Here is a 19,784-nt window from a genome sequence, read left to right on the forward strand (position 1 = left end):
AAACCACGTCTTTTTTACCGAATTAGCCTACTCACTAAGGATAACACCTTTTTTTGTGCCGCAAATCCTCCCACTTTTCCTTTGATTTATATCAACTTACCGCCGCCCTAAAACCCTAATGTTTGCAGCATCGTTCGAGAATCAGAGGTGTCTATGAGTCACTCATCCGCTCCCGAAAGGGAAAATGGTGCCGTTATTACTGACTGGCGTCCAGAGGATCCGGCGTTCTGGCAACAGCGCGGCCATCGTGTAGCAAGCCGAAATCTGTGGATTTCCGTGCCGTGTTTGTTATTAGCGTTTTGCGTATGGATGTTGTTTAGCGCGGTGGCGGTAAACCTGCCCAAAGTCGGCTTTACGTTCACGACCGATCAGCTGTTTATGCTGACCGCGCTGCCGTCGCTGTCAGGCGCGCTGCTGCGCGTCCCTTACGCGTTTATGGTGCCGGTCTTTGGCGGCCGTCGCTGGACGGCATTCAGTACGGGCATCATGATTATCCCCTGCGTGTGGCTGGGCTTCGCGGTGCAGGATACCTCCACGCCGTTCAGCGTGTTCGTGATTATCTCCCTGCTGTGCGGCTTTGCCGGGGCGAACTTCGCCTCCAGCATGGCCAACATCAGCTTCTTCTTCCCGAAAGCGAAGCAGGGCGGCGCGCTGGGGATTAACGGCGGTCTGGGCAATATGGGCGTGAGCGTGATGCAGCTGATCGCTCCCCTGGCGATCTCGGTCTCCATTTTTGCAGCCTTTGGCGGCGGTGGCGTTGAGCAGGCGGACGGTTCTTCCCTCTATCTGCAAAACGCAGCCTGGATCTGGGTGCCGTTCCTCGTGGTCTTCACCCTCGCAGCCTGGTTCTTTATGAATGACCTGTCCGCGTCGAAGGCGTCGCTGAGCGAACAGCTGCCGGTGCTGAAGCGTGGACACCTCTGGGTGATGGCGCTGCTGTATCTGGCGACCTTCGGTTCGTTTATCGGCTTCTCGGCGGGCTTCGCGATGCTGTCGAAAACGCAGTTCCCGGACGTGCAGATCCTGCAATTCGCCTTCTTCGGCCCATTTATTGGCGCCCTTGCTCGCTCGCTGGGTGGCATGGTGTCTGACCGTCTGGGCGGTACCCGCGTGACGCTGGTTAACTTCGTCGTGATGGCGGTCTTCTGTGCGTTGCTGTTCCTCACGCTGCCGGCCGACGGACAGGGCGGTAACTTCATCGCCTTCTTCGGCGTGTTTATGGTGCTGTTCCTGACGGCCGGGCTGGGGAGCGCGTCCACCTTCCAGATGATCTCCGTGATCTTCCGTAAGCTGACCATGGACCGCGTAAAAGCGCAGGGCGGAAGCGAAGAACAGGCCATGCGCGAAGCGGCAACGGATACGGCTGCGGCGCTGGGCTTTATCTCCGCCATCGGCGCGATTGGCGGCTTCTTTATCCCGAAAGCGTTCGGTATCTCTCTGGACCTGACCGGCTCTCCGGCCGGTGCCATGAAAGTCTTCCTCGTCTTCTATATCGCCTGCGTCGTGATTACGTGGCTGGTATATGGCCGTAATACCAAGAAAAATAAGTAAGTATGATTATCCGTTTACGCGGCCTTCGGGCCGCGTTTTTTTGGCGTCAAAATAGTTACAACATACTGGTTGGCATGCAGAGGAAATCCGCAGGCAGCATTGTGATCGCCATCGCTTTACAGGGCGCTCTACCCCTTAATACCTGTGAGGTTAAATTTTGCCTGGCGGTTTGTACGATAAATTAAAAATAACGATATATTTCATATGGATATGAAATTTTAAATGATACCGCTTTGGTGGTATTCGGTGTAACCCCTCGCCTGAAAGTCCCTCGTCGTCTTGATCGTTATCAATTCTCCCCCTCTTTCAGGGCGTTACCTTCGCTGCAAATCAGCAATGTCGATTTAGAGAGCCACAGGCTCCACACAGGAGATACCCGATGAGCAAATTTTTGGACCGGTTTCGCTACTTCAAGCAGAAGGGCGAAACGTATGCCGATGGGCACGGCCAGGTTCTGGATACCAACCGGGACTGGGAAGACGGTTACCGCCAGCGCTGGCAGCATGACAAAGTCGTCCGTTCGACCCACGGCGTGAACTGCACCGGCTCATGTAGCTGGAAGATTTTCGTTAAGAACGGTCTGGTGACCTGGGAAATGCAGCAGACCGACTACCCGCGCACCCGCCCGGATATGCCGAACCACGAACCGCGCGGCTGCCCGCGTGGCGCCAGCTACTCCTGGTATCTCTACAGCGCGAACCGTCTGAAATACCCCCTGATGCGCAAGCGCCTGATGAAAATGTGGCGTGAAGCGAAAGTGCAACACAGCGATCCAGTGGATGCCTGGGCCTCTATCATTGAAGACGCGGATAAAGCGAAAAGCTTCAAGCAGGCTCGCGGCCGCGGCGGCTTTGTGCGTTCCTCCTGGAAAGAGGTGAACGAGCTGATTGCCGCCTCCAACGTCTACACCGTGAAAACCTACGGTCCTGACCGCGTGGCGGGCTTCTCGCCGATCCCGGCGATGTCGATGGTCTCTTACGCTTCCGGCGCGCGCTATCTCTCCTTAATCGGCGGTACCTGCCTGAGCTTCTACGACTGGTACTGCGACCTGCCGCCGGCGTCTCCGCAGACCTGGGGCGAGCAGACCGACGTGCCGGAATCTGCGGACTGGTACAACTCCAGCTACATCATCGCCTGGGGCTCTAACGTGCCGCAGACGCGTACGCCGGACGCGCACTTCTTTACCGAAGTCCGTTACAAAGGCACCAAAACCGTGGCGGTCACCCCGGACTACGCCGAAATCGCTAAGCTTTGCGATCTGTGGCTGGCACCGAAGCAGGGTACCGATGCGGCGATGGCGATGGCGATGGGCCACGTCATGCTGCGCGAGTTCCACCTGGATAAACCAAGCCAGTACTTCACCGACTACGTCCGTCGCTACACCGACATGCCGATGCTGGTGATGCTCGAAGAGCGTGACGGGTACTACGCAGCAGGCCGTACGCTGCGCGCCGCCGATCTGGTGGACGCGCTGGGCCAGGAAAATAACCCAGAGTGGAAAACCGTTGCCTATAACAGCAACGGCGAGCTGGTGGTGCCAAACGGCTCTATCGGCTTCCGCTGGGGCGAGAAGGGCAAGTGGAACCTTGAGCAGCGTAACGGCACGACCGGTGAAGAGACGGAACTGCGCCTGAGCATGCTTGGTAGCCAGGACGAGATCGCTGAGGTGGGCTTCCCGTACTTTGGCGGCGAAGGTTCCGAGCACTTCAACAAGGTTGAGCTGAAAAACGTTCTGATGCACAAGCTGCCGGTGAAACGCCTGCAGCTGGCCGACGGGACTACCGCGCTGGTCACCACCGTTTATGACCTGACTATGGCGAACTACGGCCTGGAACGCGGCCTGGGTGATGAAAACTGCGCCACCGGTTATGACGACGTGAAAGCCTACACCCCGGCATGGGCAGAGCAGATCACCGGCGTTCCACGCGCGCAGATCGTGCGTATCGCCCGCGAGTTCGCGGAAAATGCCGACAAAACCCATGGTCGTTCAATGATCATCGTCGGTGCGGGTCTGAACCACTGGTATCACCTCGATATGAACTACCGTGGCCTGATCAACATGCTGATCTTCTGTGGCTGCGTTGGACAGAGCGGCGGCGGCTGGGCGCACTATGTGGGCCAGGAAAAACTGCGTCCGCAGACCGGCTGGCAGCCGCTGGCGTTTGCCCTCGACTGGCAGCGTCCGGCACGCCACATGAACAGCACCTCCTACTTCTATAACCACTCCAGCCAGTGGCGCTACGAGACGGTCACCGCGCAGGAGCTGCTGTCGCCGATGGCGGATAAATCCCGCTACAGCGGCCATCTGATTGACTTCAACGTGCGCGCCGAGCGCATGGGCTGGCTGCCGTCTGCGCCGCAGCTGGGCACTAACCCGCTGCGCATCGCGGAAGCGGCGAAGAAAGCGGGCATGTCACCGGTGGATTACACCGTGAAATCGCTGAAGGATGGCTCAATCCGCTTCGCGGCGGAACAGCCGGAGAACGGTAAAAACCACCCGCGTAATCTGTTTATCTGGCGCTCCAACCTGCTGGGCTCGTCCGGTAAAGGCCACGAGTACATGCTGAAATACCTGCTTGGTACCGAAAACGGTATCCAGGGGAAAGATCTTGGCAAGCAGGGCGGCGTGAAGCCGGAAGAGGTGGAGTGGAAAGACAACGGTCTCGACGGCAAGCTGGATCTGGTGGTCACCCTCGACTTCCGCCTGTCCAGCACCTGCCTGTACTCCGACATCGTGCTGCCAACCGCCACCTGGTACGAAAAAGACGATATGAATACCTCGGATATGCATCCGTTTATTCATCCGCTGTCTGCGGCCGTTGACCCGGCGTGGGAATCGAAAAGCGACTGGGAGATCTACAAAGACATCGCGAAGACATTCTCCGAAGTCTGCGTGGGGCACCTCGGCAAAGAGACCGACGTGGTGACGCTGCCCATCCAGCACGACTCCGCCGCCGAACTGGCGCAGCCGCTGGACGTGAAGGACTGGAAAAAAGGCGAATGCGACCTGATCCCGGGCGTGACCGCACCGCACATCATTCCGGTTGAGCGTGACTACCCGGCAACGTACGAGCGCTTTACCTCTATCGGCCCGCTGATGGAGAAAATCGGGAATGGCGGCAAAGGGATCGCCTGGAACACCCAGAGCGAAATGGACCTGCTGCGCAAGCTCAACTACACCAAAGCGGACGGTCCGGCGAAAGGCCAGCCAATGCTGAACACGGCAATTGATGCGGCAGAGATGATCCTGACCCTGGCACCGGAAACCAACGGCCACGTGGCGGTGAAGGCTTGGGCGGCGCTGAGCGAGTTCACCGGTCGTGACCATACGCACCTGGCGACGAATAAAGAGGAAGAGAAAATCCGCTTCCGCGATATTCAGGCCCAGCCGCGCAAGATTATCTCCAGCCCGACCTGGTCAGGTCTGGAAGACGAGCATGTCTCCTATAACGCCGGCTACACCAACGTTCACGAGCTGATCCCATGGCGCACCCTGTCCGGCCGCCAGTCGTTGTATCAGGATCACCAGTGGATGCGCGACTTCGGTGAAAGCCTGCTGGTGTACCGTCCGCCAATCGACACCCGCTCCGTGAAAGCGGTGATGGGCGCGAAATCGAACGGTAACCCGGAGAAGGCGCTGAACTTCCTGACGCCGCACCAGAAGTGGGGGATCCACTCCACCTACAGCGACAACCTGCTGATGCTGACCCTGTCGCGCGGCGGTCCGATTGTCTGGATGAGCGAAACGGATGCCAAAGATCTGGGTATTGAAGATAACGACTGGATCGAAGTGTTCAACAGCAACGGTGCCCTGACGGCGCGTGCGGTGGTGAGCCAGCGCGTACCGGCCGGGATGACCATGATGTACCACGCGCAGGAACGTATCGTTAACCTGCCGGGGTCAGAGATCACCGAGCAGCGCGGCGGGATCCACAACTCCGTGACCCGCATTACGCCGAAGCCGACCCACATGATCGGTGGCTATGCGCAGCTGGCCTACGGCTTTAACTACTACGGCACCGTAGGATCGAACCGCGATGAGTTCGTGGTGGTACGTAAGATGAAGAATATTAACTGGTTAGACGGCGAAGGTAATGACCAGGTACAGGAGAGCGTAAAATGAAAATTCGTTCACAAGTCGGCATGGTGCTGAATCTGGATAAATGCATCGGCTGCCATACCTGCTCGGTCACCTGTAAAAACGTCTGGACCAGCCGTGAAGGTATGGAATACGCCTGGTTCAACAACGTGGAAAGCAAGCCGGGCACCGGCTTCCCGACCGACTGGGAAAACCAGGAGAAGTGGAAGGGCGGCTGGATCCGCAAAATCAACGGCAAACTGCAGCCGCGCATGGGTAACCGTGCGATGTTGCTGGGAAAAATCTTCGCTAACCCGCATCTGCCGGGCATCGATGATTACTACGAGCCGTTTGATTACGACTACCAGAATCTGCACAACGCGCCGGAAGGCAAACACCAGCCGATCGCCCGTCCTCGCTCGCTGATCACCGGTCAGCGCATGGACAAAATTACCAGCGGTCCAAACTGGGAAGAGATTCTGGGCGGCGAGTTTGAGAAACGCGCCAAAGACCAGAACTTCGAGAACATGCAAAAGGCGATGTACGGCCAGTTCGAAAACACCTTCATGATGTATCTGCCGCGCCTGTGCGAGCACTGCCTTAACCCGGCGTGCGTGGCGACCTGCCCGAGCGGCGCCATCTACAAGCGTGAAGAAGATGGCATCGTGCTGATCGATCAGGACAAGTGCCGCGGCTGGCGTATGTGCATCACCGGCTGCCCGTACAAAAAGATCTACTTCAACTGGAAGAGCGGTAAGTCTGAGAAGTGCATCTTCTGCTACCCGCGTATCGAAGCCGGTATGCCGACCGTCTGTTCCGAAAGCTGCGTAGGCCGTATTCGCTACCTGGGCGTGCTGCTGTACGACGCGGACGCGATTGAAAACGCAGCGAGCACCGAAAACGAGAAAGATCTGTATCAGCGTCAGCTGGACGTGTTCCTCGATCCGAACGATCCGAAGATCATTGAGCAGGCGCTGAAGGACGGCATTCCGCAGAGCGTGATTGACGCCGCGCAGCAGTCTCCGGTGTACAAGATGGCGATGGACTGGAAGCTGGCCCTGCCGCTGCATCCGGAATACCGCACGCTGCCGATGGTCTGGTACGTGCCGCCGCTGTCGCCGATTCAGTCTGCCGCTGACGCGGGCGAGCTGGGCAGCAACGGCATTCTGCCGGATGTGGAGAGCCTGCGCATTCCGGTGCAGTACCTGGCAAACCTGCTGACCGCAGGGGATACCCAGCCGGTCCTGCTGGCGCTGAAACGAATGCTGGCGATGCGCCACTTCAAGCGTGCCGAAACCGTGGACGGCGTATCCGATACCCGCGCGCTGGAAGAGGTTGGTCTGACTGAAGCGCAGGCGCAGGAGATGTACCGCTATCTGGCGATTGCCAACTACGAAGACCGTTTCGTGGTGCCGAGCAGCCACCGTGAGCTGGCCCGCGAAGCCTTCCCGGAGAAAAACGGCTGTGGCTTTAGCTTCGGCGACGGTTGCCACGGGTCAGACAGCAAATTCAACCTGTTCAACAGCCGCCGCATCGACGCCATGGATGTGACCAGTAAAACGGAGCCGCACTCATGATTGAACTTGTCATTGTTTCTCGACTGCTTGAGTACCCGGATGCGGCGCTTGCGCAGCATCAGCAGGAACTCTTTGATGCACTCGCGTCTTCAGAAAACCTGGATAAAGAGGATGCCCAGAAGCTTGGCGTTTTCCTCCGCGACCTGTTAGCGCGCGACCTTCTGGACGCGCAGGCGGACTACAGCCAGCTGTTTGACCGTGGACGTGCAACGTCCCTGCTGTTGTTTGAACACGTTCACGGTGAATCCCGCGACCGCGGTCAGGCGATGGTGGATCTGATGGCCCAGTACGAACGGCACGGCCTGCAGCTCGACAGCCGCGAGCTGCCGGACCATCTGCCGCTCTATCTGGAGTATCTGGCGCAGTTGCCGAAAGAGGAGGCGCTGGGTGGTCTGCAGGACATCGCGCCGATCCTGGCGCTGCTCGGCGCGCGTCTTCAGCAGCGTGAGAGCCGCTATGCGGTGCTGTTCGATCTTCTGGTGAAGCTGGCCAACGCCGCGGTCGACAGTGAAAAAGTGGCGGAGAAAATCGCCGATGAAGCCCGTGACGATACGCCACAGGCACTGGATGCGGTATGGGAAGAAGAGCAGGTGAAATTCTTTGCTGACCAGAACTGCGGGGAATCCGAAATCTCAGCGCATCAGCGTCGTTTTGCCGGTGCCGTGGCCCCGCAATATTTGAATATCTCTAACGGAGGACGGCACTAATGCACTTCCTGAATATGTTCTTCTTTGACATTTACCCGTATATCGCGGGCACCGTGTTCCTGGTGGGAAGCTGGCTGCGTTATGACTACGGCCAGTATACCTGGCGTGCCGCCTCCAGCCAGATGCTGGATCGCAAAGGGATGCATGTGGGCTCTAACCTGTTCCACATCGGTATTCTCGGCATTTTTGCCGGTCACTTCCTCGGGATGCTGACGCCGCACTGGATGTATGAAGCGTGGCTACCGATTGAGGTGAAGCAGAAGATGGCGATGATCGCCGGCGGTGCCTGCGGGGTGATGACCTTAGTCGGTGGCCTGCTGCTGCTGAAACGTCGTCTGTTCAGCCCACGCGTGCGTGCTACCACGACCGCTGCGGACATCCTGATCCTCTCCCTGCTGATGGTGCAGTGCGCGCTGGGCCTGTTGACCATTCCGTTCTCGGCGCAGCATATGGACGGCAGTGAAATGATGAAGCTGGTGGGCTGGGCGCAGTCCGTGGTGACCTTCCACGGCGGAGCGTCTGCGCACCTGGACGGCGTAGCGTTTATCTTCCGTGTTCACCTGGTGCTGGGGATGACGCTGTTTGTGCTGTTCCCGTTCTCCCGCCTGGTGCATATCTGGAGCGCGCCGGTGGAGTACCTGACGCGCAAATACCAGATAGTTCGCGCCCGTCGCTAATTTGCCGTTTTGATACCAACCCCGCACTCGCGGGGTTTTTTTTCGCCCCAGCCCAGGTTGTTACCCGCGGCAGCAAACAGGATAAGCGCGCCACCCGCCAGCTGCGTCAGGCTCAGCGCATGTCCGAACAGCAGATTATCAACCACAATTGCTACCACCGGATAGATAAACGACAGGGAGCCGGTAATGGGCGTCGGCAGCTTCTGAATCGCGCTGTAGAGCAGCTGGTACATAATGCCGGTATGGACAATGCCCAGCGTGAGCAGGATCGGCCAGGGGAAATCACCGGAAAATGACGGCAGGCTGGCAAACGGCAAAAGCATCACGACGCCCGTCAGTACCTGGATAAAGGCGATATGCTGCGGTGCGATGGATTTCAGCTTGCGGGCAATAATGGCCGTTAGCGCGTAGAAGAAGGCCGCGGCCATGGCCAGACCGATTCCGGCGAGCCATTCACCGCCATGCGCGCCGGTCAGCTCGCTGGAGAGCAGTATCACCACGCCGCCAAAGGCGAGAAACAGCCAGCCCCATTTCACCAGGCTGACGCGTTCCCCTAAAAACATCCCCATCAAGACCAGCATAAACGGCTGGGTGTTATAGACCACGGTCGAAAGGCCAATCGAGATCCGCTCATAGGCTGCGAAGAGCAGCAGCCAGTTCACCACGAGCGCCACGCCGCCGAGAATAGCCAGCAGCAGCGTGGTGCGGGTGAGGGGACTAAAGGGCTTTTGACTGACCCGGATAAAAATAAAAAGCGCCATAGCCCCGATAAGACAGCGCCAGAACACCACTTCCGTCACCGGCAGACCGGAGAGCAAAACAAACGCGCCGATAGAGCCGGAAATTAACATCGCCAGGCTCATTTGCCAGAAGCCTTTATGTAAATCACGCATCATCCACCTCCTGATTAATGACGCTATTGTCGAAAATCGCTGTCGGGTTTTACAGGGGTGATATAAGGTTGAAAAGGTAAATGACTTTTTAAAATTAGGTGAAAAGAATGGAATGCCTTATCGATGATATCGACCGACAAATTTTAGCCTGTCTGGTTGAGGATGCGCGCATGTCGTTGAAGGTGCTCAGCGGACGCATCGGTCTGACGTCCCCCAGCACGGCAGAACGCCTGAAGAGGCTGGAAGAGCGCGGTGTGATCCAGGGTTATGGTGCGCGGGTGAATCTGGCGGCGCTGGGGTATACGCTGCAGGCGCTGGTAAGGGTTCGCCCCTTACCGGGTCTGTTGCATAAGGTGGATAAGTACATTCAGGCGATGCCGGAGTGTATTGAGAGCGACAAAGTGACCGGGGAAGATTGCTTTGTGATTAGGCTGGTGGTGCGATCGATAGAGCAACTGGATGCGCTGCTGGACGGTCTGGCAGAGCATGCTCAGTGTAATACGTCGATTGTGAAGAGTTCGCCGGTCAGGCGTCGTTTGCCGCCGATGTAGCCATTTTTCGCCGGGTGGCGGCTGCGCCTTACCCGGCCTACAAAGGCGGACTTGGTTTTTTTACGTTGGGGAAGGATGGTGGTGGGGGAAGGATTCGAACCTTCGAAGTCGATGACGGCAGATTTACAGTCTGCTCCCTTTGGCCGCTCGGGAACCCCACCAGGGGTAATTCAAATTTTGAGGTCGTGCTGAGAGATGGTGGTGGGGGAAGGATTCGAACCTTCGAAGTCGATGACGGCAGATTTACAGTCTGCTCCCTTTGGCCGCTCGGGAACCCCACCACGGGGTAATGCTTTTTACTGGCCTGCTTCCTGCTGGAAGCGGGGCGCATCATATCAAATGAGACGCCCCTGTAAAGCATTCCTTTAGGGAAACGAAGTTGTTTGCCTGCTTTTTATCCGTAAAGGCGCAAAGCTAATCAATTCATTTTCCGAAAGATTAAAGAATGATGGTTCTGTTACCGTAAACGAAGACTCGCTGAGCCAGCACCTGATACAGCGCGCGGCTTAACACATTCTTCTCAACGTCACGACCTGCGCGCATCATGTCCTCAGCGGTGTAGGTGTGATCCACATGAATCACGTCCTGCATGATGATGGGACCTTCGTCCAGGTTGTCATTCACGTAATGGGCTGTCGCGCCGATGATCTTCACGCCGCGCTCGTAGGCCTGGTGGTATGGACGCGCGCCAATAAAGGCCGGCAGGAACGAGTGGTGGATGTTGATGATCTTGTTCGGGAAACGCGCCACGAAAGATGGCGTTAACACGCGCATGTATTTCGCCAGCACCACGTAGTCCGGGTTATGCGCTTCAATGGCCTGCGCCATCAGATCGTCGTGCTCTTCGCGGGTATGGCCTTCATGGCTGACCAGCTCGAACGGAATATCAAAGCGCTCGACCAGCGTACGCAGCGTCTCGTGGTTGCCAATCACGGCAGCAATTTCAACGTCCAGACCGCCGTAGTTGGCCTTCATCAGCAGGTCACCCAGGCAATGTGCTTCTTTGGTCACCAGGATCACGATGCGGCGTCGGCCCGCAGGGGTCAATTCGCGCACGGAGCCTTCCGGAAGCGCGCTGTCCAGATCGGCCAGGAGCGTGGTGTCGTTGAAAATACCTTCCAGTTCGGTACGCATGAAGAAGCGGCCGGTACGGTGGTCAACGAACTCGTTGTTCTGCACGATATTCAGTTCATGTTTGTAGCAAATGTTGGTAATTCGTGCGATCAGCCCTTTTTGATCGGGACAGATGGTGCGCAGAACTTTACGTTGTAATGATTGCATCGCCGGGAAATCCTGTTTGTATTTGCGAAGTCTGGGTTGTCAGGCATTACTGCCCGCAACACTTTTTAAATTTTTTACCTGAACCACACGGGCAGGGATCGTTACGACCAAACTGTGGGCGCGTTCCGTCAATATAATACCATTGCCCGCTTTCCTTTAAGAACCGGGAACGCTCGATAATGGCACCCGGTTTATTATTCTCGGTAAAACGGGCAACAAAGCTGACGTAACCTTCATCCACATGACTGCCTGGAGAGGATTCATAGACGGTGAGGCCGAGCCACTGCGTGTTCGCAAACCCGGCTTCGATGTCCTGTTTGAAATCGGCTGCGCGGCAGGATGGATGCCAGGTTTTAATCAGATAGTCTGCGTCTTTGATCACAAAAGCAGTGTACCGTGAACGCATAAGGTGTGACGGGTCTGGTGCAACCTGATCGCCAGAAAGATATCGCTGGCAACATAGGCTATACTCCAGAGCGCTACCACAAGGGCAGAGTTGAGACACGATTCTCTTCCTGGAACAAAATATAAAGGCGTTAAACGCTTCGGGTAGCACTATGTTAACTGAGGCGTTGCGTTGACGCTATGTCAGGAATCCAGGGGAAGTAAAACAGGACTAATGAGAAAGGTTAAAATTGGGCTGGCGCTGGGTTCAGGTGCCGCCCGGGGATGGTCGCACATCGGCGTGATTAATGCCTTAAATCAGATGGGCATTACCGTCGATATTGTTGCAGGGTGTTCAATCGGATCGCTTGTCGGCTCCGCTTACGCGTGCGGGAAGCTTCCGGAGCTCGAGACATGGGTGCGCTCCTTCAGCTACTGGGACGTGCTGCGTCTGATGGACCTCTCCTGGCAGCGTGGTGGACTGCTGCGCGGCGAACGCGTCTTTAACCAGTTCCGCCAGGTTATGCCTCTCGAAGACTTCACTGATTGTCAGATGCCTTTCGGCGCCGTCGCGACAAACCTCAGCACAGGACGCGAGCTCTGGCTCACCGAAGGCGATATCCATCTTGCCGTCCGTGCCTCCTGCAGTATGCCGGGACTCATGGCGCCTGTCCCACACAACGGTTACTGGCTTGTCGATGGTGGCGTCGTTAACCCGGTTCCCATCTCTCTGACGCGTGCTATGGGTGCGGACATTGTGATTGCCGTCGACTTGCAGCACGATGCCCACCTGATGCAACAGGATCTCATGCCGGTCAATCTCCAGAGCGAAGATGCTGAGGGCGAGAAACTGGCCTGGCATGAACGCCTGCGCGGAAGAATCGGGCGTCTGGCCGCGCGTCGTTCGGTTGCCGCGCCGACGGCGATAGAAATCATGACCACGTCAATTCAGGTTCTCGAGAATCGCCTTAAACGTAACCGTATGGCAGGCGATCCTCCGGATATTCTTATTCAGCCGTACTGTCCGCAAATCTCTACCCTTGATTTCCATCGGGCTGAGGCCGCCATCGCAGCGGGCTCGTTAGCCGTCGAAAAGAAAATGGACGAATTGTTGCCTTTTGTGCAGACCGCACGTTAAGGACCTTTTTTTGACTACTTCAGCAAAATCTGACAGGCGATAGTGCCGATCGCATGCCACTATTTAGTTACTGTCAGCCAGGGGAGGAACCATGACGCAGCCATTGGCCGGAAAACACATTTTGATTGTTGAAGACGAGCCCGTTTTCCGATCGCTACTGGATTCGTGGTTATCCTCGCTGGGCGCAATGACGTCACTGGCTGAAGATGGCATCGACGCCCTGGAAAAAATGATCAGCATTACGCCCGATTTGATGATTTGCGACATTGCGATGCCGCGCATGAATGGACTGAAGCTGGTTGAACATCTGCGTAACGAAGGCAATCAGACGCCGATACTGGTGATCTCTGCCACCGAGAACATGGCGGACATCGCAAAAGCATTACGTCTTGGGGTACAGGATATTCTGCTTAAGCCGGTCAAAGATTTGCACCGGCTGCGAGAAACGGTCCTGGCGTGCCTTTATCCGAATATGTTTAATTCCCGGGTAGAGGAAGAGGAGCGTCTTTTCCAGGATTGGGACGCTCTGGTGAGTAATCCGCCTGCCGCGGCGAAACTGTTGCAAGAACTCCAGCCGCCCGTTCAGCAAAATATTTCACACTGTCGCGTAAATTATCGGCAGCTGGTGGCCGCTGACCAGCCAGGACTGGTGCTGGATATTGCGCCACTGTCAGATTCCGATCTTGCGTTTTATTCTCTGGATGTCACCCGGGCCGGGGATAACGGTGTATTAGCGGCGTTACTTCTTCGTGCGCTATTTAATGGTTTGTTGCAGGAACAGTTATCCCATCAGGGACAACGGTTGCCTGAGTTAGGCAGTTTACTCAAACAGGTAAACCAGCTTTTTCGTCAGGCCAATCTGCCTGGACAGTTCCCGCTATTGGTTGGCTATTACCATAGCGGTTTAAAAAATCTGATCCTCGTTTCAGCCGGACTCAATGCATCACTGAATACCGGTGAACACCATATTCAGGTGAGTAACGGTGTACCGCTTGGGACGTTGGGAACGGCGTATCTTAATCAAATTAGCCACCGCTGTTCCTCGTGGCAGTGCCAAATTTGGGGTGCCGGGGGACGGTTACGCTTAATGTTGTCCACGGAATAAGCAATTGGATCGTCATTTTAAGATTGCTTTACCTGTGTTTTACGGGGAGTGCTACTATCGCTGCCCGGTTTCATGCGTATTTATCCTAATTGATCGGCAACGCGTTCTTTTCAGACCCGGACTGCGGGGCGAGACTGATATACTCAACGCGTTATTTATTGCATAAAAGTTCAAAACTTGAACAGCTCAGGAGAATTTGAATGGCTGCCCTAAATTCGAAAGTCAGAAAGGCCGTTATCCCGGTAGCGGGATTGGGGACCAGGATGTTACCAGCAACTAAGGCGATTCCTAAAGAGATGCTGCCTCTGGTTGATAAGCCATTAATCCAGTATGTCGTGAATGAATGTATCGCAGCCGGCATCACTGAAATTGTGCTGGTTACGCATTCATCTAAAAACTCTATCGAAAACCATTTCGATACAAGCTTTGAACTTGAAGCCATGCTGGAAAAACGTGTTAAGCGTCAGCTGTTAGAAGAAGTTCAGTCTATTTGCCCTCCACACGTCACCATTATGCAGGTTCGTCAGGGGCTGGCTAAAGGTCTGGGCCACGCTGTTATGTGCGCGCACCCTGTCGTGGGGGATGAGCCTGTAGCGGTAATTCTGCCTGACGTTATTCTGGATGAATACGAATCCGATCTTTCTCAGGATAACCTGGCTGAAATGATCAAACGTTTCGACGAAACCGGCAGCAGCCAGATTATGGTTGAGCCTGTTGAAGACGTAACGGCATACGGTGTGGTTGACTGCAAAGGCGTTAACCTGGAGCCGGGTGAGAGTGTGCCAATGGTGGGCGTCGTAGAGAAGCCTAAAGCCGATGTCGCGCCTTCAAACCTTGCTGTTGTAGGTCGCTATGTCCTGAGTGCTGAAATCTGGCCTCTGCTGGCTAAAACGCCTCCAGGAGCGGGTGATGAGATCCAGCTGACAGATGCCATCGATATGCTGATCGAGAAAGAGACCGTTGAGGCCTACCATATGAAAGGTAAGAGCCATGACTGCGGTAATAAGCTCGGTTATATGCAGGCGTTTGTTGAATATGGTATCCGCCACAATACCCTTGGCGAAGAATTTAAAACCTGGCTCAAAGAGAGCGTAGGTATTAAGAAATAAGCCACGGTTGTAAATGTTCGAAACCGGTGAGGCGTTGCCCACCGGTTTTTTTATGCCCATAACACTCCCGAAAACCTGTCTGAAAGTACAGTCGATGAAATTGCTAAATAATGCTTTATGACAGAGTGTAAGAGGATGTTTGTGACAAATTTAGGTTAAAAAAAATCCCGCAATATGCGGGATTTTTCTGAATGAGGCTCGATTAATCCTTGATCAGGAAGTCGTCCAGCTGTTTACCCTGCTCATCCATCGCTTTCTTGATAACAGCAGGAGTACGACCCTGGCCAGTCCAGGTTTTAGTTTCGCCGTTCTCATCAACGTAGCTATATTTAGCAGGACGGGCAGCACGCTTAGCTTTAGTACCGGTTTTAGCGGCAGCCATGCTGTTCAGCAATTCATTTGGATCGATACCATCAGCAATCAGCATTTCACGATATTGCTGCAGTTTACGAGTACGTTCTTCGATTTCAGCCGCAGCAGCGCTTTCTTCTTCGCGACGTTCATTAACTACAACTTCTAATTTTTCCAGCATTTCTTCAAGCGTTTCGAGGGTGCATTCTCTTGCCTGCGCACGAAGAGTACGGATGTTGTTCAGAATTTTAAGTGCTTCGCTCATTGTAGTAATCTCAAACTTATAATGGGGGGGGGTTTGTTGACCTAATAATAGAGCCATAAATTCAGATGTGCAATAGCCAGGAATGTAAGGAATTCAAAAAATACTAAATAATGCCGCTATTATTAATTACGCTAACTTAAATTCCACCACCCAGCTGTCTCGGTTGTTATCACCGAAACCTGCTTAACCCGGTCGATTGCGTCTTTTTTTTGTGACATTTCCCGCAGGAATTATAGTTGCGGCGGAGAAATATCAGCCTTTTGTATTAGTTCTCACCCCTGGTGTTAAGCCTGAAATAGTTAATAAATAGTGAATTTTAAAGGGCCGGGATTCCACTATAAAAAGAAGTGTTATGTTTGGCTTAACTTATAACATATTGGCGTGGCTGAATGGGTTTACTTCATGTTTTAACGGGTTATTTTCATAAACAGAAGGTGCTGAACGCGGCACTGAACCGCATCCTCTGTGCGCTGCATCGCTGATGACCGGACAAAATATGGTACAATGACTCATCGGGAATATTACACATTGATTAGGGTTTTACGGCCAATGGCACAACTTTATTTCTACTATTCGGCAATGAATGCCGGGAAATCCACCGCGCTGCTGCAATCCTCGTACAATTACCAGGAACGCGGGATGCGTACCGTTGTTTATACGGCTGAAATTGACGATCGCTTTGGCGCAGGGAAGGTGAGCTCCAGAATAGGGCTCTCGTCGCCTGCCAGGCTGTTTAACCCGAAAACCGATCTGTTTGAAGACATTCGTGCAGAACATGCGGCACAGCCCATTCACTGCGTACTGGTCGATGAGAGCCAGTTTCTGACGCGTGAACAGGTCCATGCCCTGTCAGAGGTGGTCGATGAGCTTGATATCCCCGTGCTCTGTTACGGCCTGCGTACGGATTTCCGCGGGGAGCTTTTTGAAGGGAGCCAGTATTTGCTCGCCTGGTCGGATAAACTTGTCGAACTGAAAACGATCTGCTTCTGCGGTCGTAAAGCGAGTATGGTGCTTCGTCTCGACCAGTCCGGGAAACCTTATGCAGATGGCGAGCAGGTGGTGATAGGCGGCAATGAACGCTATGTTTCGGTCTGCCGTAAGCATTATAAAGAAGCGTTGTCTGTAGGCTCGCTGACGGCGATTCAGCACGACAACAGAGTATAACGTCAGTCTTATTATTCAGACATAAAAAAAACCCGCCATTAAGGCGGGTTTTTCATCTGCTGCTGTCAATTAAGCGCTTTTCTTCGCTTTCTTGTCAGCTTTGATGACTGGGGCTTCTGTTTTCACAGCGGCAACGTCACCTTCTTTGAACTCACGACCGTAGTAGGTATCCAGCAGAATCTGTTTCAGCTCGGAGATCAGTGGGTAGCGCGGGTTAGCACCAGTACACTGGTCATCGAATGCATCTTCCGACAGCTTGTCTACGTGAGCGAGGAAGTCAGCTTCCTGTACGCCCGCTTCACGGATTGATTTAGGAATACCCAGTTCAGCCTTCAGGCTTTCCAGCCATGCCAGCAGTTTCTCAATCTTCGCAGCAGTGCGGTCGCCCGGTGCGCTCAGACCAAGGTGGTCAGCGATTTCAGCATAGCGACGACGGGCTTGTGGACGGTCGTACTGGCTGAAAGCCGTCTGCTTGGTTGGGTTGTCGTTAGCGTTATAACGGATAACGTTGCTGATCAACAGGGCGTTCGCCAGACCGTGAGGAATGTGGAACTGTGAGCCCAGTTTGTGCGCCATTGAGTGGCAAACACCCAGGAAGGCGTTGGCAAACGCGATACCGGCGATGGTTGCTGCACTGTGGACACGTTCACGTGCTACAGGGTTTTTAGAGCCTTCGTTGTAAGACGCTGGCAGGTTTTCCTTCAGCAGTTTCAGAGCCTGCAGGGCCTGACCGTCTGAGAACTCAGACGCCAGCACAGAAACGTAAGCTTCCAGGGCGTGAGTCACCGCATCCAGACCACCAAACGCACAAAGTGACTTCGGCATCTCCATGACCAGGTTCGCATCAACGATAGCCATGTCTGGCGTCAGCGCATAGTCAGCCAGTGGGTATTTCTGACCTGTTGCATCGTCGGTTACTACCGCGAATGGCGTAACTTCTGAACCGGTACCGGAAGTGGTGGTGACCGCGATCATTTTCGCTTTTACGCCCATTTTCGGGAACTTGTAGATACGTTTACGGATGTCCATAAAGCGCAGTGCCAGTTCTTCGAAGTGCGTTTCTGGATGCTCGTACATAACCCACATGATTTTCGCGGCGTCCATTGGAGAACCACCACCCAGTGCGATAATCACATCTGGTTTGAAAGAGTTAGCCAGTTCAGCACCTTTACGTACAACGCTCAGGGTTGGGTCAGCTTCAACTTCGAAGAAGACTTCAGTTTCGACGCCAGCCGCTTTCAGCACGGAGGTGATCTGGTCAGCGTAGCCGTTGTTAAACAGGAAACGGTCAGTCACGATGAGCGCACGTTTGTGGCCATCAGTAATCACTTCATCCAGCGCGATTGGCAGAGAACCACGGCGGAAGTAGATAGATTTCGGAAGTTTGTGCCACAACATGTTTTCAGCTCGCTTAGCAACGGTTTTCTTGTTGATCAGGTGTTTTGGACCAACGTTTTCAGAGATGGAGTTACCACCCCAGGAACCACAACCCAGAGTCAGGGAAGGTGCGAGTTTAAAGTTGTACAGGTCACCGATACCACCCTGAGAAGCAGGGGTGTTGATCAGGATACGTGCAGTTTTCATCATCTGACCGAAGTGAGCAACACGCTCTGGCTGGTTGTCCTGGTCAGTGTACAGACAAGAGGTGTGACCGATACCGCCCATGGCAACCAGTTTCTCTGCTTTCTCAACCGCGTCTTCGAAATCTTTCGCACGGTACATGGCAAGCGTAGGAGACAGTTTTTCGTGAGCAAACGGCTCGCTTTCGTCAACGACTTTTACTTCACCGATCAGGATTTTGGTTGTTGCCGGAACGGTAAAGCCTGCGAGTTCAGCAATTTTGTAGGCTGGCTGACCCACGATAGCGGCGTTCAACGCGCCATTTTTCAGGATGATGTCCTGAACTGCTTTCAGCTCTTTGCCCTGCAGCAGGTAGCCGCCGTGGCTGGCGAAACGTTCGCGAACCGCGTCATATACGGAATCCACGACCACAACAGACTGTTCAGATGCACAGATCACGCCGTTATCGAAGGTTTTAGACATCAGTACAGACGCGACAGCACGTTTGATATCAGCGGTTTCATCGATAACAACAGGGGTGTTACCCGCGCCCACGCCGATAGCAGGTTTACCGGAGCTGTATGCGGCTTTAACCATGCCTGGACCACCGGTCGCCAGAATCAGGTTAATGTCCGGGTGATGCATCAGCGCGTTGGAGAGCTCAACAGAAGGTTGGTCGATCCAGCCGATCAGGTCTTTTGGTGCACCCGCAGCGATAGCCGCTTGCAGGACGATATCTGCAGCTTTGTTAGTCGCGTCTTTCGCACGTGGGTGTGGAGAGAAGATGATTGCGTTACGAGTCTTCAGGCTAATCAGTGATTTGAAGATTGCAGTAGACGTTGGGTTAGTGGTCGGAACAATACCGCAGATGATGCCGATAGGTTCAGCGATGGTGATGGTACCGAAGGTGTCGTCTTCGGACAGCACGCCACAGGTTTTCTCATCTTTATAGGCGTTGTAGATATACTCGGAAGCGAAGTGGTTTTTAATCACTTTATCTTCCACGATACCCATACCGGATTCGGCAACGGCCATTTTAGCGAGAGGGATTCGAGCATCTGCAGCAGCCAGTGCGGCCGCGCGGAAGATTTTATCAACCTGTTCTTGGGTGAAATTGGCATATTCACGCTGGGCTTTTTTAACGCGCTCGACGAGGGCGTTCAGTTCAGCGATATTAGTAACAGCCATAATGCTCTCCTGATAATGTTTAAACTCTTTTAGTAAACCAGCGCTCGATACGTCACACAGTATAGACAGAGCCGATACGACTTGCGTAACACAAAGTAAAACAAAGTAAAACAAAGAGTTACTTTCTGCGTCAGCACACTAATTTACTAAAAGAGCCTTACCTTAGCATCATCCCTTTTTGTCAGGTGACCTCCCTGGGGGTGTA

15 protein-coding genes and 2 tRNA genes are annotated in these 19,784 nt (G+C 54.4%); 10 read left to right on the plus strand and 7 right to left on the minus strand.

Annotated elements, in window-relative coordinates:
* Positions 1–153 precede the first annotated feature (153 nt).
* The 5 genes from ACMGGE_RS03900 (at position 154) to narI (ending at position 8,590) form a co-directional block, all read left to right on the plus strand.
* On the plus strand, positions 154–1,551 hold the full coding sequence (locus ACMGGE_RS03900) for a NarK family nitrate/nitrite MFS transporter (protein ID WP_045908975.1): 1,398 nt from the start codon (positions 154–156) through the stop codon (positions 1,549–1,551).
* A gap of 379 nt (positions 1,552–1,930) precedes the next feature.
* Positions 1,931–5,674: a nitrate reductase subunit alpha gene (locus ACMGGE_RS03905; RefSeq protein WP_420293377.1), complete on the plus strand. Its 3,744-nt coding sequence runs from the start codon at positions 1,931–1,933 to the stop codon at positions 5,672–5,674.
* On the plus strand, positions 5,671–7,206 hold the full coding sequence (gene narH / locus ACMGGE_RS03910; RefSeq protein WP_045908973.1) for a nitrate reductase subunit beta: 1,536 nt from the start codon (positions 5,671–5,673) through the stop codon (positions 7,204–7,206). Before ACMGGE_RS03905 ends, narH begins: the two co-directional genes overlap by 4 nt.
* The gene (gene narJ / locus ACMGGE_RS03915) at positions 7,203–7,913 is read left to right on the plus strand and encodes a nitrate reductase molybdenum cofactor assembly chaperone (protein WP_167211144.1); all 711 of its coding nucleotides are present in this window, start codon (positions 7,203–7,205) and stop codon (positions 7,911–7,913) included. Before narH ends, narJ begins: the two co-directional genes overlap by 4 nt.
* Positions 7,913–8,590 (plus strand): respiratory nitrate reductase subunit gamma, encoded by a 678-nt coding sequence (gene narI, locus ACMGGE_RS03920; protein WP_023312107.1) that lies wholly within the window; start codon positions 7,913–7,915, stop codon positions 8,588–8,590. The genes narJ and narI overlap by 1 nt, the downstream gene beginning before the upstream one ends.
* Here the strand turns inward: narI and ACMGGE_RS03925 are convergent.
* A complete protein-coding gene (locus ACMGGE_RS03925; RefSeq protein WP_420293378.1) occupies positions 8,587–9,483 on the minus strand; it encodes a DMT family transporter in 897 nt (298 codons plus the stop codon). The genes narI and ACMGGE_RS03925 overlap by 4 nt on opposite strands.
* A gap of 107 nt (positions 9,484–9,590) precedes the next feature.
* On the opposite strand from ACMGGE_RS03925, the gene ACMGGE_RS03930 reads away from it, so the two are divergent.
* Complete coding sequence (locus ACMGGE_RS03930; RefSeq protein WP_021240337.1) at positions 9,591–10,034, plus strand: Lrp/AsnC family transcriptional regulator; 444 nt, start codon at positions 9,591–9,593, stop codon at positions 10,032–10,034.
* Positions 10,035–10,110: 76 nt separating this feature from the next.
* Here ACMGGE_RS03930 and ACMGGE_RS03935 read toward each other — a convergent pair.
* The 4 genes from ACMGGE_RS03935 to ACMGGE_RS03950 all read right to left on the minus strand — a co-directional run bounded on the left by ACMGGE_RS03935 (position 10,111) and on the right by ACMGGE_RS03950 (position 11,820).
* Positions 10,111–10,195, minus strand: a tRNA-Tyr gene (locus ACMGGE_RS03935).
* A gap of 35 nt (positions 10,196–10,230) precedes the next feature.
* A tRNA-Tyr gene (locus tag ACMGGE_RS03940) sits at positions 10,231–10,315 on the minus strand.
* Positions 10,316–10,472: 157 nt separating this feature from the next.
* Positions 10,473–11,315 (minus strand): formyltetrahydrofolate deformylase, encoded by an 843-nt coding sequence (gene purU, locus ACMGGE_RS03945; RefSeq protein WP_023312104.1) that lies wholly within the window; start codon positions 11,313–11,315, stop codon positions 10,473–10,475.
* Between the two features lie 46 nt (positions 11,316–11,361).
* Complete coding sequence (locus ACMGGE_RS03950; RefSeq protein ID WP_045908969.1) at positions 11,362–11,820, minus strand: YchJ family protein; 459 nt, start codon at positions 11,818–11,820, stop codon at positions 11,362–11,364.
* Positions 11,821–11,934: 114 nt separating this feature from the next.
* On the opposite strand from ACMGGE_RS03950, the gene rssA reads away from it, so the two are divergent.
* From rssA to galU, 3 genes are all read left to right on the plus strand, one after another.
* The gene (gene rssA, locus ACMGGE_RS03955) at positions 11,935–12,837 is read left to right on the plus strand and encodes a patatin-like phospholipase RssA (RefSeq protein ID WP_045908968.1); all 903 of its coding nucleotides are present in this window, start codon (positions 11,935–11,937) and stop codon (positions 12,835–12,837) included.
* A 91-nt stretch (positions 12,838–12,928) separates the two neighbouring features.
* Positions 12,929–13,942 (plus strand): two-component system response regulator RssB, encoded by a 1,014-nt coding sequence (rssB, locus tag ACMGGE_RS03960; protein ID WP_420293379.1) that lies wholly within the window; start codon positions 12,929–12,931, stop codon positions 13,940–13,942.
* A gap of 200 nt (positions 13,943–14,142) precedes the next feature.
* Positions 14,143–15,051: a UTP--glucose-1-phosphate uridylyltransferase GalU gene (gene galU, locus ACMGGE_RS03965; protein WP_008502780.1), complete on the plus strand. Its 909-nt coding sequence runs from the start codon at positions 14,143–14,145 to the stop codon at positions 15,049–15,051.
* A 202-nt stretch (positions 15,052–15,253) separates the two neighbouring features.
* Here the strand turns inward: galU and hns are convergent, their stop codons facing one another.
* The gene (hns, locus tag ACMGGE_RS03970; protein WP_008502781.1) at positions 15,254–15,667 is read right to left on the minus strand and encodes a histone-like nucleoid-structuring protein H-NS; all 414 of its coding nucleotides are present in this window, start codon (positions 15,665–15,667) and stop codon (positions 15,254–15,256) included.
* 549 nt (positions 15,668–16,216) lie between these two features.
* Between hns and tdk the strand changes: the two genes are divergently transcribed.
* On the plus strand, positions 16,217–16,831 hold the full coding sequence (gene tdk, locus ACMGGE_RS03975) for a thymidine kinase (RefSeq protein WP_420293380.1): 615 nt from the start codon (positions 16,217–16,219) through the stop codon (positions 16,829–16,831).
* A 69-nt stretch (positions 16,832–16,900) separates the two neighbouring features.
* Here tdk and adhE read toward each other — a convergent pair whose 3' ends face one another.
* Entirely contained in the window at positions 16,901–19,579 is a 2,679-nt protein-coding gene (gene adhE / locus ACMGGE_RS03980) for a bifunctional acetaldehyde-CoA/alcohol dehydrogenase (RefSeq protein WP_028013432.1), read from the minus strand.
* Between the last annotated feature and the right edge of the window lie 205 nt (positions 19,580–19,784).

It is taken from the genome of Enterobacter sp. BNK-22, assembly GCF_048684805.1.
GTDB lineage: Bacteria > Pseudomonadota > Gammaproteobacteria > Enterobacterales > Enterobacteriaceae > Enterobacter > Enterobacter quasiroggenkampii.

Coding starts and splice junctions, on each gene's coding strand:
- ACMGGE_RS03900 (WP_045908975.1), top strand. CDS start 154: ATGAGTCACTCATCCGCTCCCGAAAGGGAAAATGGTGCCGTTATTACT.
- ACMGGE_RS03905 (WP_420293377.1), top strand. CDS start 1,931: ATGAGCAAATTTTTGGACCGGTTTCGCTACTTCAAGCAGAAGGGCGAA.
- narH (WP_045908973.1), top strand. CDS start 5,671: ATGAAAATTCGTTCACAAGTCGGCATGGTGCTGAATCTGGATAAATGC.
- narJ (WP_167211144.1), top strand. CDS start 7,203: ATGATTGAACTTGTCATTGTTTCTCGACTGCTTGAGTACCCGGATGCG.
- narI (WP_023312107.1), top strand. CDS start 7,913: ATGCACTTCCTGAATATGTTCTTCTTTGACATTTACCCGTATATCGCG.
- ACMGGE_RS03925 (WP_420293378.1), bottom strand. CDS start 9,483: ATGCGTGATTTACATAAAGGCTTCTGGCAAATGAGCCTGGCGATGTTA.
- ACMGGE_RS03930 (WP_021240337.1), top strand. CDS start 9,591: ATGGAATGCCTTATCGATGATATCGACCGACAAATTTTAGCCTGTCTG.
- purU (WP_023312104.1), bottom strand. CDS start 11,315: ATGCAATCATTACAACGTAAAGTTCTGCGCACCATCTGTCCCGATCAA.
- rssA (WP_045908968.1), top strand. CDS start 11,935: ATGAGAAAGGTTAAAATTGGGCTGGCGCTGGGTTCAGGTGCCGCCCGG.
- rssB (WP_420293379.1), top strand. CDS start 12,929: ATGACGCAGCCATTGGCCGGAAAACACATTTTGATTGTTGAAGACGAG.
- galU (WP_008502780.1), top strand. CDS start 14,143: ATGGCTGCCCTAAATTCGAAAGTCAGAAAGGCCGTTATCCCGGTAGCG.
- hns (WP_008502781.1), bottom strand. CDS start 15,667: ATGAGCGAAGCACTTAAAATTCTGAACAACATCCGTACTCTTCGTGCG.
- tdk (WP_420293380.1), top strand. CDS start 16,217: ATGGCACAACTTTATTTCTACTATTCGGCAATGAATGCCGGGAAATCC.
- adhE (WP_028013432.1), bottom strand. CDS start 19,579: ATGGCTGTTACTAATATCGCTGAACTGAACGCCCTCGTCGAGCGCGTT.